Source organism: Microbacterium sp. (assembly GCF_035556355.1).
GTDB lineage: Bacteria > Actinomycetota > Actinomycetes > Actinomycetales > Microbacteriaceae > Microbacterium.
In genome coordinates, this window is sequence record NZ_DATMFG010000037.1 from 37,207 (window position 1) to 49,774 (window position 12,568).

At 69.7% G+C, this 12,568-nt stretch carries 17 protein-coding genes and 1 pseudogene; 11 read left to right on the plus strand and 7 right to left on the minus strand.

What is annotated here, in order from left to right:
- Nucleotides 1-2 precede the first annotated feature (2 nt).
- The 5 genes and pseudogenes from VNR19_RS11080 to VNR19_RS11100 all read right to left on the minus strand — a co-directional run.
- Nucleotides 3-527, minus strand: coding sequence for a signal peptidase II (locus VNR19_RS11080; protein ID WP_082483053.1), 525 nt, complete (start codon nucleotides 525-527; stop codon nucleotides 3-5).
- Nucleotides 524-1,132: a cadmium resistance transporter gene (locus VNR19_RS11085; RefSeq protein WP_056207194.1), complete on the minus strand. Its 609-nt coding sequence runs from the start codon at nucleotides 1,130-1,132 to the stop codon at nucleotides 524-526. Before VNR19_RS11085 ends, VNR19_RS11080 begins: the two co-directional genes overlap by 4 nt.
- Nucleotides 1,132-3,048 carry a heavy metal translocating P-type ATPase gene (locus tag VNR19_RS11090; protein ID WP_056207196.1) on the minus strand — a complete coding sequence of 639 codons (1,917 nt, stop codon included), beginning with the start codon at nucleotides 3,046-3,048 and terminating at the stop codon, nucleotides 1,132-1,134. Before VNR19_RS11090 ends, VNR19_RS11085 begins: the two co-directional genes overlap by 1 nt.
- Nucleotides 3,045-3,404 carry a Cd(II)/Pb(II)-sensing metalloregulatory transcriptional regulator CmtR gene (gene cmtR, locus VNR19_RS11095; RefSeq protein ID WP_056207198.1) on the minus strand — a complete coding sequence of 120 codons (360 nt, stop codon included), beginning with the start codon at nucleotides 3,402-3,404 and terminating at the stop codon, nucleotides 3,045-3,047. Before cmtR ends, VNR19_RS11090 begins: the two co-directional genes overlap by 4 nt.
- Before the next feature lie 117 nt (nucleotides 3,405-3,521).
- Nucleotides 3,522-3,728 (minus strand): annotated as a pseudogene (locus VNR19_RS11100) (CpaF family protein); the annotation flags it as partial.
- 29 nt (nucleotides 3,729-3,757) lie between these two features.
- Between VNR19_RS11100 and VNR19_RS11105 the strand changes: the two are divergent.
- From VNR19_RS11105 to VNR19_RS11150, 10 genes are all read left to right on the plus strand, one after another.
- Entirely contained in the window at nucleotides 3,758-5,314 is a 1,557-nt protein-coding gene (locus VNR19_RS11105; protein WP_325726731.1) for a recombinase family protein, read from the plus strand.
- A gap of 18 nt (nucleotides 5,315-5,332) precedes the next feature.
- Nucleotides 5,333-5,539: a hypothetical protein gene (locus tag VNR19_RS11110; protein WP_325726733.1), complete on the plus strand. Its 207-nt coding sequence runs from the start codon at nucleotides 5,333-5,335 to the stop codon at nucleotides 5,537-5,539.
- A gap of 484 nt (nucleotides 5,540-6,023) precedes the next feature.
- Nucleotides 6,024-6,296 (plus strand): hypothetical protein, encoded by a 273-nt coding sequence (locus VNR19_RS11115; RefSeq protein WP_325726735.1) that lies wholly within the window; start codon nucleotides 6,024-6,026, stop codon nucleotides 6,294-6,296.
- A gap of 325 nt (nucleotides 6,297-6,621) precedes the next feature.
- Entirely contained in the window at nucleotides 6,622-7,749 is a 1,128-nt protein-coding gene (locus VNR19_RS11120; RefSeq protein WP_325726737.1) for a hypothetical protein, read from the plus strand.
- 8 nt (nucleotides 7,750-7,757) lie between these two features.
- Nucleotides 7,758-7,955 carry a hypothetical protein gene (locus tag VNR19_RS11125; RefSeq protein ID WP_325726739.1) on the plus strand — a complete coding sequence of 66 codons (198 nt, stop codon included), beginning with the start codon at nucleotides 7,758-7,760 and terminating at the stop codon, nucleotides 7,953-7,955.
- Nucleotides 7,956-8,340: 385 nt separating this feature from the next.
- Nucleotides 8,341-9,324, plus strand: a complete 984-nt coding sequence (locus VNR19_RS11130; RefSeq protein WP_325726741.1) for a major capsid protein — start codon at nucleotides 8,341-8,343, stop codon at nucleotides 9,322-9,324.
- Nucleotides 9,325-9,440: 116 nt separating this feature from the next.
- Nucleotides 9,441-9,842, plus strand: a complete 402-nt coding sequence (locus tag VNR19_RS11135) for a hypothetical protein (protein ID WP_325726743.1) — start codon at nucleotides 9,441-9,443, stop codon at nucleotides 9,840-9,842.
- 235 nt (nucleotides 9,843-10,077) lie between these two features.
- The gene (locus tag VNR19_RS11140) at nucleotides 10,078-10,806 is read left to right on the plus strand and encodes a hypothetical protein (RefSeq protein WP_325726745.1); all 729 of its coding nucleotides are present in this window, start codon (nucleotides 10,078-10,080) and stop codon (nucleotides 10,804-10,806) included.
- Between the two features lie 232 nt (nucleotides 10,807-11,038).
- Nucleotides 11,039-11,410, plus strand: coding sequence for a P27 family phage terminase small subunit (locus VNR19_RS11145; RefSeq protein WP_325726747.1), 372 nt, complete (start codon nucleotides 11,039-11,041; stop codon nucleotides 11,408-11,410).
- Entirely contained in the window at nucleotides 11,407-11,712 is a 306-nt protein-coding gene (locus VNR19_RS11150) for a hypothetical protein (RefSeq protein WP_325726749.1), read from the plus strand. Before VNR19_RS11145 ends, VNR19_RS11150 begins: the two co-directional genes overlap by 4 nt.
- Nucleotides 11,713-11,750: 38 nt before the next feature.
- Here the strand turns inward: VNR19_RS11150 and VNR19_RS11155 are convergent, their stop codons facing one another.
- Nucleotides 11,751-11,918, minus strand: coding sequence for a hypothetical protein (locus VNR19_RS11155; protein WP_325726751.1), 168 nt, complete (start codon nucleotides 11,916-11,918; stop codon nucleotides 11,751-11,753).
- Between the two features lie 48 nt (nucleotides 11,919-11,966).
- Between VNR19_RS11155 and VNR19_RS11160 the strand changes: the two genes are divergently transcribed.
- Nucleotides 11,967-12,149, plus strand: a complete 183-nt coding sequence (locus VNR19_RS11160; RefSeq protein ID WP_325726753.1) for a hypothetical protein — start codon at nucleotides 11,967-11,969, stop codon at nucleotides 12,147-12,149.
- 61 nt (nucleotides 12,150-12,210) lie between these two features.
- Here the strand turns inward: VNR19_RS11160 and VNR19_RS11165 are convergent.
- Nucleotides 12,211-12,568 (minus strand): hypothetical protein (locus VNR19_RS11165; protein WP_325726755.1); only part of this gene is annotated, 358 nt, incomplete at its 5' end.

Below are 12,568 nucleotides of genomic sequence, written 5' to 3' on the forward strand. Positions count from 1 at the left end.
TCTCAGTTCTCGGTGCCGCGGATCATCAACAGCGCTCCGGCGATCGCGGCGGTGACGATCACGATGTCGGCGACGTTCCCGATGAACCAGTTGCCATAGGCGAGGAAGTCCACGACGTGCCCCCGAGCGAATCCTGGGGCACGGAAGAGCCTGTCGCCGGCGTGCGAGGCGGCGGCCCCGCCGAGCGCGCCGATGACGATCGCCCACCCAGGGCGTCGGACGCGGAACGCGAATACGATCGCAGTGACGGTGGCCGCGACGGCGATGAGAGCGAACACCCAGGTGGAGCCCTCGCCGAAGGAGAACGCCGCTCCGGGGTTGTACGCGAGCTGCAGGCCCAGCAGGTCGCCGACCAACGGGATCCGCTCGTGCTCCGACAAGGCGGCCTCGGCCCACGCCTTCGTCCCCTGGTCGACCAGGACGACGAGGACGGCGATCAGCAGCGCCCAGGCCGTGAGCCGCCAGCGCCCTCTCTGCGACTGCTCTTCCGACGCCCGCTCAACGTCAGTTTTCGCGTCCGGGGTCATGCGAGGACCTCGAAGAGGCGGACAATGACGCCGGATTCGATCAGGATGAACAGGCCCAGGCCGATGAAGACGACGGGAACGAGCCAGTGCTCGACGCGCTCGAGCGTCTCCGTGACGGCCTTGTGGGTCCCGATCAGTCGGCCAGCGGCGCACCAGACGGCGACGAGGATCAGGAACACGACGATCATGATCGCGACGTCGCCGGGGGTGCTGGTGCGGAAGATCGGCGTGTAGAGGGAGATGTTGTCCGCCCCGTTGGCGATGGTGATCCCCGCTACGCCCCACAGCCCGACCGCAGTGATCTTGTGGTCGTCGTCATCGTCGTCTCCGTTGCGGCGCAGGCCGCGCACGAGGGTCCAGATGCCGATGCCGAGCGGGATCAGGCCGAGGAACCCGACCCATTCGTCCGGGACGATCGTCAAGCCGAGGGCGGCGACCACGCTGATCACGACCAGGGTGATGAACCCGAGGTACTGGCCCGCGACGATCTGCCAGGGTCGTGGGCTCCCGCGCCGGGAGGCGAGGAAGAGAACGGTGAGCACGACGATGTCGTCGATGTTGGTCGCCGCGAACAGACCGATCGCGGAGCCGATGGTCGCGAGCATCAGCTCTCCAACCGTGGGGTGCGGGTGCGGGCGGCGCGCAGCCCGTTGAGGATCACGATGACCTCGGCGATCTCGTGGACAAGGACGACGGCGGCGAGACCCAGGACCCCGAACAGGGCGAGCGGGAGCAGCGCGGTGATGATCAGCAGCGACAGGATGATGTTCTGGTTGATGATCCGCCGTCCCCGGCGGGCGTGGTCGAACGCCCGCGGGATGAGGCGCAGGTCGTGGCCGGTGAAGGCGACGTCGGCGGACTCGATCGCGGCATCGGAGCCGGTCGCGCCCATCGCGATGCCGATGTCGGCGGCCGCGAGGGCCGGAGCGTCGTTGATGCCGTCGCCGATCATCGCGACCGATCCCGCCTTCGACAGCTCGCCGATCGCGGTCGCCTTGTCCTCAGGACGCAGTTCCGCGCGCACGTCATTGATCCCGGCCTGCGCAGCCAGTGCACGAGCGGTGCGGGCGTTGTCGCCGGTGAGCATGGTCACCTCGATGCCCTGATCCGCGAGGGTGCGGACGACTTCGGGGACTTCTGGTCGCAGTTCGTCACGGACGCCGATCGCGGCAACAGGTGCCCCGTCACGGTGCACGATCACGACAGTCATCCCTTTCTCCTCGAGAACCGCCACCCGGTCGCCGAGCCCAGCGGCGTCAAGCCAGCGGGGGCTGCCGACTATGATCCTCGCCCCGTCGACGGTGCCTTCGATGCCGTGCCCCGCCTGCTCGGTCACGCCGGCAGCCGCCGGAACACCCGGCGCTGCCGCGGTGATCGCCGCAGCGAGAGGATGCGTGCTGTGCTGTTCCAGCGCTGCCGCCCAGGCGAACGCCTGCGTCTCGGTCACGCCGTCGGCGGTAAGGACGGCGGTAACCGTCGGCTCGTTGCGGGTCAGGGTGCCGGTCTTGTCGACAGCGACGTGCCGGACAGCACCGAACCGCTCGAACACCGCACCCGACTTGATGATCACGCCGAACTTGCTCGCCGCGCCGATCGCGGCCACGACCGTCAGCGGCACCGAGATCGCCAGCGCGCAGGGAGAGGCGGCGACCAGCACGACGAGCGCGCGGGTGATCCACACCTCCGGGTCGCCCAGCAGCGACCCGATCAGCGCAACCAGCGCAGCGAGAATCAGCACGCCCGGCACCAGCGGGCGCGCGATCCGGTCCGCGAGACGCGCCCGCTCGCCCTTCTCCGTCTGCGCCTGCTCCACCAACTCGACGATGGTCGTGAGCGAGTTGTCTGTGCCCGCCGCCGTCGTCTCGACCTCCAGCGCGCCGGAGCTGTTGATCGCGCCGGCCGACACCGCATCCCCGGGCCCGACCTCGACCGGGATCGATTCCCCGGTGATCGCCGACGTGTCCAGGCTGGAACGCCCCGCACGAACGATCCCGTCGGTCGCGATCCGCTCGCCCGGACGAACGACCATGACCTGGCCGACCGTCAGCTCCTTCGCCTGCACCTCCACGGACCCGCCGTCGCGCAGCACGGTCGCGGTCTCCGGAACGAGCTTCAGCAACGCCCGCAGACCCCCGCGGGCCCTGTCCATCGCCTTGTCCTCCAGGGCCTCAGCAATCGAATACAGGAACGCCAGCGCTGCGGCCTCCTCCACGTAGCCGAGGATCACCGCGCCGACAGCGCTGATCGTCATCAGGAGTCCGATGCCGAGCTTGCCCTTGAACAGCTTCCGGATCGCACCGGGCGTGAACGTCGACGCACCCAGCAGGAGACCGATCCAGAACAGCACCAGCGCCGGGATCGCGAGGCCGGACCATTCAAAGACCAGACCGGCCAGGAACGCGACACCGGAGAACACCGGCACCATGACCCTCCGGTCCCTCCACCAGGGCCGCTCGGCCTCCTCGTGTTCCTCGCCCGCCGTGGCGGCAGGCTCATGCTCGCAGCCGCACGCCGCGCTCACGCGTCAGCCCCCGCTCCGCAGCACCCCGGCACCGTGCACGCCGAGTCCACGCACGGAGCGTGCTCGTCGACAGCCAAGGTGACATCCACCAACGCGACAAGCGCGGCGGCGAGGTGCGGGTCGGCGATCTCGTAACGGGTCTGACGACCCTCCGGTTCGCCGACCACGATCCCGCAGTCACGCAAGCACGTGAGATGGTTCGACACGTTCGAGCGCGTCAGCTCCAGCTCGCGCGAGAGCACAGCCGGGTAACTCGGGCCATCGAGCAGGGACATCAGGATCCGGGAACGCGTCGGGTCTGCCATGGCCCGGCCGAGCCGGTTCATGACATCGAGGCGTGAAGCAATGGTCAGCATGCACTGAACTATACAGTATGCGCTGATCAATCACGGATCGGCCGGTGGCCAGCCACCACCCGGAAGCCAGCCGACATCTGGTCAATTCGCGACTCAACAACAATCGGCGCTACCAGTATCGGGGATCACGACGTGGAGGCGCGAGCCGTCGGGCAGCGACGCATCGACGAACGGCTGGCTCAGGTCGACGCGGCGCCCGGTCGCGTGGAGCATGCGCTCGACGAGGTCGCGGATGGCGGCATCCGTCAGCGCCAACGGCACGCGCTCCGACACGCCGCCCCGCGCGATGAAGATGCGGTCGGGCGCGTTGATCCACACTTCCTCGGATGAACGTACGTAATAACATTCTCGGCATGCCGAGACAAGAGGTTGATCGCAAGTCCTTAGTCGACCTGTACCTGCGCCTGTCCATCGACAAGGAGGGCAAGGACTCGCTGGAGCGCCAGGAGGCCGACCTCCGCGCGTGGGCCACCCGCGAAGGCCTCACCGTCCGCGAGGTATGGCGCGATCCAGGGAAATCAGGCTACAAGCGCGGCGTGAAGCGACCCGACTTCGACGCCGCGATCCGCGCCGTCACGTCCGGCGAGGTCGGCACCCTCGCCGTTTGGAAGCTTGATCGGCTCAGCCGCCAGGGCGCCGGACAGGTGGGCACCGTGCTCGACGATGTCGACGCCGTCGGAGGACGCCTCTTCTTCCTCAAGGACTCGCTCGACTCGTCGATCCCCGGTCACCGCATCGTCATCGTCATGGTGTCCGAGCAAGCACGCGCCGAGAGCGCGAACACCTCGCTACGTGTGCGAGCCAAGAAGGAGGCCAGCCGGAAGGAGGGCAAGTACCTCGGCGGCACGGCGCCGTGGGGCTACATCGTCGACGAAGACCGAAAGCTCCGCCAGCATCCCGACGAAGCGCCACTCGTCCGCGAGCTCGTCGACCGCGTCCTCGCGGGCGACTCGCTCCTCACTGTCTGCCGAGACTGGAACGCTCGCGGCATCCCGACTCGGCGCCAGGGTGGCACGTGGCGCACGTCGACCCTCTCCGCGGCGCTCCGCTCTCCCGCCCTCGCTGGCCTGATGCCCGAGAAGCGCCGCGTCGAGGGCAAGTGGTCAACAAGCACGGAGGCATGGCGCGACCCGGATACAGGCGAGACTGTCTCCCTGATGGCGCCCGGCGAGCGGGCCATCGTCACAGAGAGCGAGCGTCAGCGACTCCTCGACCTCATGGACTCCCGACTCCGCGCCTACGGGCGTGGTCGCATGCCCGTGCGCCAGCCGAAGAGCCTCTTGGGCGGGCTCCTCCGGTGCGCGTCGTGCAAGCGGCCCGCGCACACCTTCGGCAGGTCGTACCGCTGTCGCAAGTGGCACGTGGGAGGCAACGACTGCGAGCGCCCGCTCAACGTCTCCATCGACGTCATCGAGCCCGCGGTCCGGCGCGCGTGGGCCTTCGGTCTTGCCGCCCACGATCCCGAGTCGCCGATCCTCGCCGCGGTCGCCGAGCACTGGCTCCAGACCTACGACCCTGCACCGCTCCGCGAGCGCGAGGAGCTCGCCGAGCAACTCGACGAGGCGCGCGCACGACTCGCGGCGGCTGACGAAGACCACTACGTCCGCGGCACCCTCGACGCCGAGCGCTACGCCCGCGTGTCCCGCGCGCTCAACGAGCGCATCGCCACCCTAGCGGCACGCCTCGCCGACCTCCCCGAGCCAGCCGTCGACCTCACGGCGCTCCTCGACCCGGAGCTCTCACTACCGGCAATCGAGAGCGCCCCGGTGAACGAGGCGCGAGCGCTCCTCCGCCTCGCGATCAAGCGCATCTACGTCACGGCGGCGCCGAAGCCGGGCGCGCGATTCCTCCCCCACGAGCGCATCCGCATCGTCTGGCACGGCCAACCCGACCCCTTCGGCGAAGACTAGCCACCTATCGTGGGCGGCATGGATGCCGAGCAGATCCGCGCCTCTGTGGCCGCGCGCCCGGACTCCGAGACGCTCCAGGAGTCCTACGCCCAGGCCGCCTACGAGGCCTCCCTAGAGGCGCAGAGGGCCGGTGCGCCATCGTCCGAGCGTGCGCGCATCCTCGTCGCCTACGCCGAGGAGTGGGCGAAGGTGCAGGCGGAGCTCGACGCCCTCGTCCACGAATAGGAGCCCGCCTCAGCGGGCGGCGCAACGCCCCGCCGCGTCGGGGACGACGCAGTCGCCGAGCGGGTGGAGCGCCGGAGCGGGCGGCGGTGCCACAGAATGCGTCATGAAACGGTCACGATTCCGATTTGGGCTTGATCTTCTTTATTCCGACAAGAGCGAGACGACGACTAGTAAGAGATATATAGATTCGGCGCTCCGAGTGAATCGTGACCGTTTCATGACGCACTAGGGCCGCCGCCGCCCTGCCCGGCGCGACCCCGCCCCGCGAAACCTGCACCATCTGCACCCACGCGCGACGAGTCTGGGCAGCCGGCCCCTCGCCGGCCACCCGGCGGAACGAGCTCGCCCACGCCAAACGACTTCTGGGCAGGCGTGGGCACCCAGGCGGCATATATCCACACAGGAGGAGACCATCATGCCCGCCCACGTGGCGGGCGCTCTTCTTCGGCCTCATCCCGTTGCGAACACGAGAGGACAGCCGCACATGACCTACGAGATTGACTGCGCTGTCTGCGGACGCCGATTCACCGCGGCCCGTTCCTACGCCGAGACCTGCGGCACGACCTGCCGCGTCCGCCGCTTCCGCGAGCGCAAGGCTCAGCACGCCGTCACCGCCGCGGCGCTCCTCGCCGAGCAGGCTCGCCTCGCTCGCGAGGCCGCGGCCAGCCTCCGGCCCACAGACCCCGAGCGCGAGCGCCTCATCGCCGAGCTCCGCCGCCTCGCCGACGTCGCCGAGCGCACCGCCCCAGCGCTGTAACGGCCCCACAGATGTGGAGGGCTCGCCCCTTCACGTGTCGAATCTCGAAGCCACGACACGACGAGCGCCCCGCCGCACACGCCCTAGCCCGGATCGTGCACGAGCGGAGGCGTTCACAAGACCGCGGCGCTATCCGCGCCCACCCAAGCCGCGTCTGAACGCGCAACCGCGACGGCCTGAGCACCCGTCACGGTCAACGCCCAGTAGGCCCACCCTCGTTATCCGGTCCGAGGGCTGGGCCTACTGGCGTACCTGCCCGTGCTCCTACCTCCCGCGAGACCGGATCGCCGACACGCTCAACGGCGCGCACAAGATCGGATACCCCATGCGAGACGTCCCCGACGCAATCCGCCTCTACGCCCGCGCCCACCGCGGCGTGAACCCCCGCGACGACCGCGCCCGCTACATCGAGCTCTACAACCCCGAGACCGCCTGGACGCACCACTACCGCGTCCCCTCCCCGGCTCACGTCGCGCGCTACTTCTTCGCCCGGCACCTCGACGACGAGGCGCCGACCTTCCACTCCGCCGATGGCGACGTCGTCCGCCTCGTCGAGGGCGAGCCCCAGCCAATCCCCCGCGAGGCGCTCGCGGCGTCCCTCCGCAACCTCGTCGCTTCAATGCCCGAGCGCGTCCGCGGGCTCCGCGAGCTCAGCCAGAGCGACCTCTACCGCGGCCTCCGCGCCTACACGCGCTTCGCCACCGCCGACGAGGTCGACACCTACCTCGCCGCCGTCCTCGACGCGCTCCCCGGCGCCCTCAAGCCCGTCCCAGCCCCCAAGGCTCCCCGCGAGCCACGCCCGGCGCCGATGACGCCCGCCGAGCGCCAGCGCGCCTGCCGCGCACGTCGCCGGGAACGCGAGCTCGCCACCGCCCGCGCCTACCTGGAGATGTGGCGCGAGGAGGACGGAACCTTCCCCGCCGACGCGATCACCCGCGCCGAGCTCGTCGACGGGCTCGTCAACTTCGCCGACGAGGCTGTCGAGGCTCGTGAGGACGCCGAGCGGCAATACGTCATGGCCCTCGGCGCGTGGAACCGGGCCCGCTTCGAGAAGCGACAGGGCGCGGCGCCTCAACCAGTGAACGAGTGGCCCGAGATCGCCGAGGAGATGGGCTACCCGGAGCATCCCGTCACCATCACGCCCCGCCGCGCCGTCGCCCTCTTTCGCGAACTCGGCCTCGTCGAGACGCGCTCCGGCAACGAGCGCCGCTACCGCCTCCCTCAGCCGGAGGCACGAGAGGAGAACTCCATGCCGACCATCCCCGACGACCAGATCCTCGCCGACGCCATCCTCGACCGCGTCGCCACCCTCGCATGGGCCGAACAACGCGAGGTTCTCCTCGGCGTCCTGGCCCGGCGCCGCGACGCCGAGGAACGGCCATGCGAGCGCCTCGCCGCCACCGGAACGGACGGCGCCGTCATCCACGCCGCCGAGAGATTCCGACGCGAATAGGAGCCCCGATGAGCACGAAGCACGGCCTCCACTTCGCCGCCCTCGACGGGCCGACGCAGAGCCGGATCCTGACGAGCCTCCACGACTGCCGCTTCCGCGACTGCCCCAACACCCCCGAGGACGTCGCCCGCGACGTCCTCCGCACTCGCGCTCGCGAGCCGCGACGCCTCCCTTCGTGGATGCTCGCCCACATCTCGACTTCATAGCTTCGCCCGCGCACCCCGCGCCGGGCGTGCGCTCCCGCGTCTCGCTGACGAGCGACGACGCCGGAGCGACCCGGAGCCCGTCCCCGACGGCTCCAGCGAGCATCGCTCGCGATCCCTCACGCTCCGCGGCGTCACAGCGGCGCTCACACACGCAAACCGGGCAGGCCCGGCATGGCGACGTGAGCGCCCGGACAACGCCGCTGGACGCAATCCCAGGCACCCGCCCTACGGCGCACGTGAGCACGCCAGGCGCGCGCTCGTGGCCCGATGGCTGGTGCCCGTCGACACCCTGCCCAGGCGGCAGGACGTCAACCCCGCAGGCCGGTTTCCTCCCAGTCCACCCCCGGCGCATCACCGCGCCGAACTGATCGAAGGAAACGCCTTCATGTCTGTTTTCACCACCGACAGCGTCGCCGTCGGCGACGTGACGATCCGCCTTGCCGTCCGCGACTTCCACCTCGCGGCGGTCGCGCACCGCTTCGACAAGAGCGACTTCCAGGCCGGTCGCGGCAACACGGTCTACCTGACCCGCGGCGGCGCCCTCGTCGCGCACGGTCGCAAGCTGGACGACGTCACGAACGCGATCATCTCGGAGAACATCAACGAGCTCCGCGAGCCCATCTCGCTCGATGTGCACGCCTACAGCTCCGTCCTCCTCTCGGAGGCCGACCTCTCGCTGAACATCACCGACCTCGCGAAGCAGGTTCTGAACCCGCAGGCGGCGGCGGTCACGGCGAAGATCGAGTCGGCACTCGCCGACGTGATCGACGGCCTCACGGTCGACGACACCATCGTCTACGACCCGCAGAAACCCGTGGGCGTGTTCACGAAGGCACGCGCCGCGATGCGAGCCAAGGGCGTCGACATCGCCCAGGAGCCGCTCGTCGCGCTCGTGGGCACGACGGCCTATGACGCGCTCCTCGACAGCGGCGCCCTCGACGCCCCCGCCCTCGGCGGCGACCCGTCGGCCCTGACGAAGGGCGCCATCGGCAAGATCCGCGGATTCGATGTCGTCGAGTCCTCGGCCATCGGCGACACGGAGATCGTCTTCCTGACCCGCGACAACAGCCTGTACCTTGCGAGCCGCGCTCCCGAGGTGCCCGCGGGCGTGGCAGGCGCCGTGTCCAACTTCGAGGGCTTCGAGCTCCGCACGCTCCAGGACTACGACGCGGCATACACGGCCCAGCGCTCCGTCGTCTCGACGATGGTGGGCGTCGGCATCCTCCCGGCGTACAAGGTGACTCGCACCGAGGACGCCAAGCGCCAGGGCGAGGCCGACTACACCCCCGGCACCGCCCAGATCGAGGAGATCGACGAGGGCCTGACGGTCAAGGCCGATATCGAGAATGTCGACTCTGGCGACGCGTAAACCGGACAGCGCACCCTGCTAGACGCTACGGCGCTAACACACCGGGCCGCCTACCCCTCACCGGGCGGGCGGCCCGGCACCCCGACCCTGACAATCCCTGACCCCGGAAGGACGCCATGCGACTCCGCAAGAAGACCAAGACGACCCGCGACCCCCGCCACATCGAGTACCTCCGCCGCGTGCGCGAGGAGGACATCCTCCTCACGTTCAAGACCACGCCCGACGACCTCCTCATCGAGGTCGGCGCCGGCCTGGCGGTCGCCGCCTACGAGGGCCAGTACGAGAACGTCACCTACGCGGCCCAGGCCTTCTACGGCCTCCGCCGCGACGACCTCGACCTCCTCGCCGCGGCGTACCTCGCGACCGTCCTGCCGAACATGGGCCGCGTGATTCTCTCGCGCCCGAATGAGGGAACGGTCCTCGCGGTGCGGTCCTTCCTCCGCCGCCACGGCATCGACGCCCGCGTCGAGCCGCCCCGCCTCGCACGCGACGCCGAGGCCGCCATCCTCGGCGGCTGAGGCCCCTAGATTCCTCGCCGTGCTCGCGCCATGGCACGACGAGAGCTCGCGGTCCCGGACCTTTCACCCTTCCGGGTGGGACGCGGCGAGACATTGCGGCGGCCTTGTCACCCGCGCGGCAATGAGCGTGTGGCCGGGTTTGGGGTTTCCCGGCGCGACACGCACGGCCCCGCGCTCTGTCTGCGACGATGCGGACGGGCGCGGGGCTGTCGGTCCCCCTCGGTACGCTCGCCACATGGCCAGCGACAGCGCCGCGTACCGCGGCGTGCATCTCCAGCGCGGATCGCGTCTGCGAATCGCCGAGCTCACGATCAGTCTCGACGGCGGCCAGCACACGCTCCGCCTACAGGTTCAGTGGGATATGTTCGCCGCCTGGCTGGACATCGCCGAGCGGGCTCGAGACGCCGCTGTCGCGGCACGCGCGGCGAACCCCGGCCCCGACCATCCCGAGGAATTCACGACGTCGCTCGATGAAGAGCTCCGCTACGCGATGACCAGCATTTGCGCTTCGGCGTTCGCTTTAGAGGCGTTCTCGAACTCCGTTCGTGTCCACCTTCCCGAGACTCCCCAGCTTCCCGACGGCGCGGCTCGTCGTGTGCGCCACGTTCTGCACACGGGGTTCGACCTTCCGAACGAGACGGCCAAGTCTCTCCGGGCGCCGTTCGCAATGATTTTCCGGCTCCGTAACGACGCCGTGCACCCCCCAGCGGGGTTCGTCGACCCGATCCGCCACCCTGACTTCCCCCTGTCCATCGAGCCGTCGTATGTGAAGTTCAGGGAGGAGAACGCGCGGAACGCGCTACAGGTCGCGCGAGACATCATCACGTTTGCCCTCGCACGCCCGCGTCGGAAGTATCCCGAGCTCGCGAGGTGGGCCGAGAGCGCACTCAACAACCTCAACGGACAGACGACGACCGAAGCGGCGACCCCGCCGCCCGGTTCTGACGTCGCCTCCGCCATCTGACACCGCCCGACAAGCGCGCTCGCTCTCCTGCGATGACGTCGCGCCGCATCGTCGAGGCGCGCCCCCTTTCGCCGTTCGCCACCTGTCCGCGGCGTGGCCCGAGCCGAACTCGACTTCATTTCAACGGGGCCGGCCAGGTCGTAAGGCCGGAGCGGCATAGGGCCAGAGGCTCTATGCGTAGGCGGCCCCCGTTTTTTGACAACCCCCGCCCCGACTCCCGTCCCAGAGCACCATGCCCACAACAGACAGCACCCCTTACGACGCCCTCCCCGGCGACTGGAGCGACTCCGCCCGCACGACGTACATCGAGGTAGCCGAAGAGAACCCGACCGCCTCCGCGGCCCAGCTTGCGGCGCTCTTCGAGGCGTGCGCGATGATCGCGCTCGCCGACGACCTCGCGGCGACGATCCCCGAGCACGGACTCATGACCACCGGCTCCACCGGCCAGCTTGTCGTCAACCCCGCCGTCGCCGAGGTCCGCGCCCTCCGGCGCGATGCCGTCACCACCCTCCGCGCCGCTGGCCTCACCGTGCCCCCGAAGGCGGCGACTTCCGCCTCCACCGCTGGCGCTCAACTCGCCGGATCGAGGTGGCACCGCCGATGATCCCGCGTCCGAATCGACCGGCGCCCGGCCTCCGGCCCCGCCTCGACCTCCGCATCGCCGACGACGTCGACCCACTCCCCGAGTGGCGGCCCCGCACCCCCGCGGGCGGCTGGACCCCAGCGAGCGCCCGCACAGCCGCCGCCCACTACGCAGACGACGTCGCCGCGACGCAACCGGACCTCGACCCGGCGCGTGTCGCCCGTGCGGCGCATCACGCGCTCTTGAGCTCTGTCACCGGCCTGCGCGAGGCGGACCTCCTCGACCGCCTCACCATCTCTCGCGCCGCAAAGGGCGAGGGCTGACTCTCCCCGCAACAACCCCCGTCGCGCGCGTCTCTGCGTCAGCCACCGCCCTGCCGATTGCTGTTCGTGAAGCCTCGGCTCGCGGCCCGGCCCACCTCGTCCGAGTTCGACGAGATGACCTCAAGGACCGCCATCTCGAACTTGCGCGCTTGCTCCGGCGATGGCTCTTGCCCGATGGCTTCAAGGAACTCTTCGATTCTCGACATGCGCCGATGCTAGCGGCGCGCCCCGTCGATTGGTTTGCAATGGCATCTGTGACCGTCCCGCTCGCAAGCGAGCCCGTCCTCGTCGACCTCTCTGCCCCAGGCGCCTGGCGCGCTCTCTACCGCCGAGAGCTCGTCTCGTGGGCGCGCCTCGCAACGGGCCGCGACTTCGACGTCATCTCCGCCCAGTCTCTCGCACGCGACGCCTGCCGCGCGTTCCTCGCCGCATCCTGAACGAAGGCCCCTGCCTCATCCCGAGGTAGGGGCTTTTTCGTTTGAGTCGGGCGTGTCTGCACTACGGTTCTGCCGGCCGCCAACCTGCTTGCCCGCGGTCGCCGGGTTCGTCGCCCTGCTTCTCGATGACGAGCGAGACCTGATAGCGACCCAGCCGAGCCAGGACCCCAACGACGCGCTCGAATTGACGGAACGTCAAGCTGTTGAGTTGCGCGTTCCGTTCGTTGAAGAGTGCGGAGGCCTCGGAGAATGCTTCGTCGACCGCATTGTCGACGTCCGGCACTTCCTGCCTCATTCTCGCGAGACGCTCTTCCTTGGCGCCGAGCATTTGCTCGATCAGTAGTCCTGCCTCCGCGTCCGCCCGCCGCGCCTCCGCATCCGCCCGCCGCGCCTCCGCATCCGCCCGCCGCGCCTCCGCA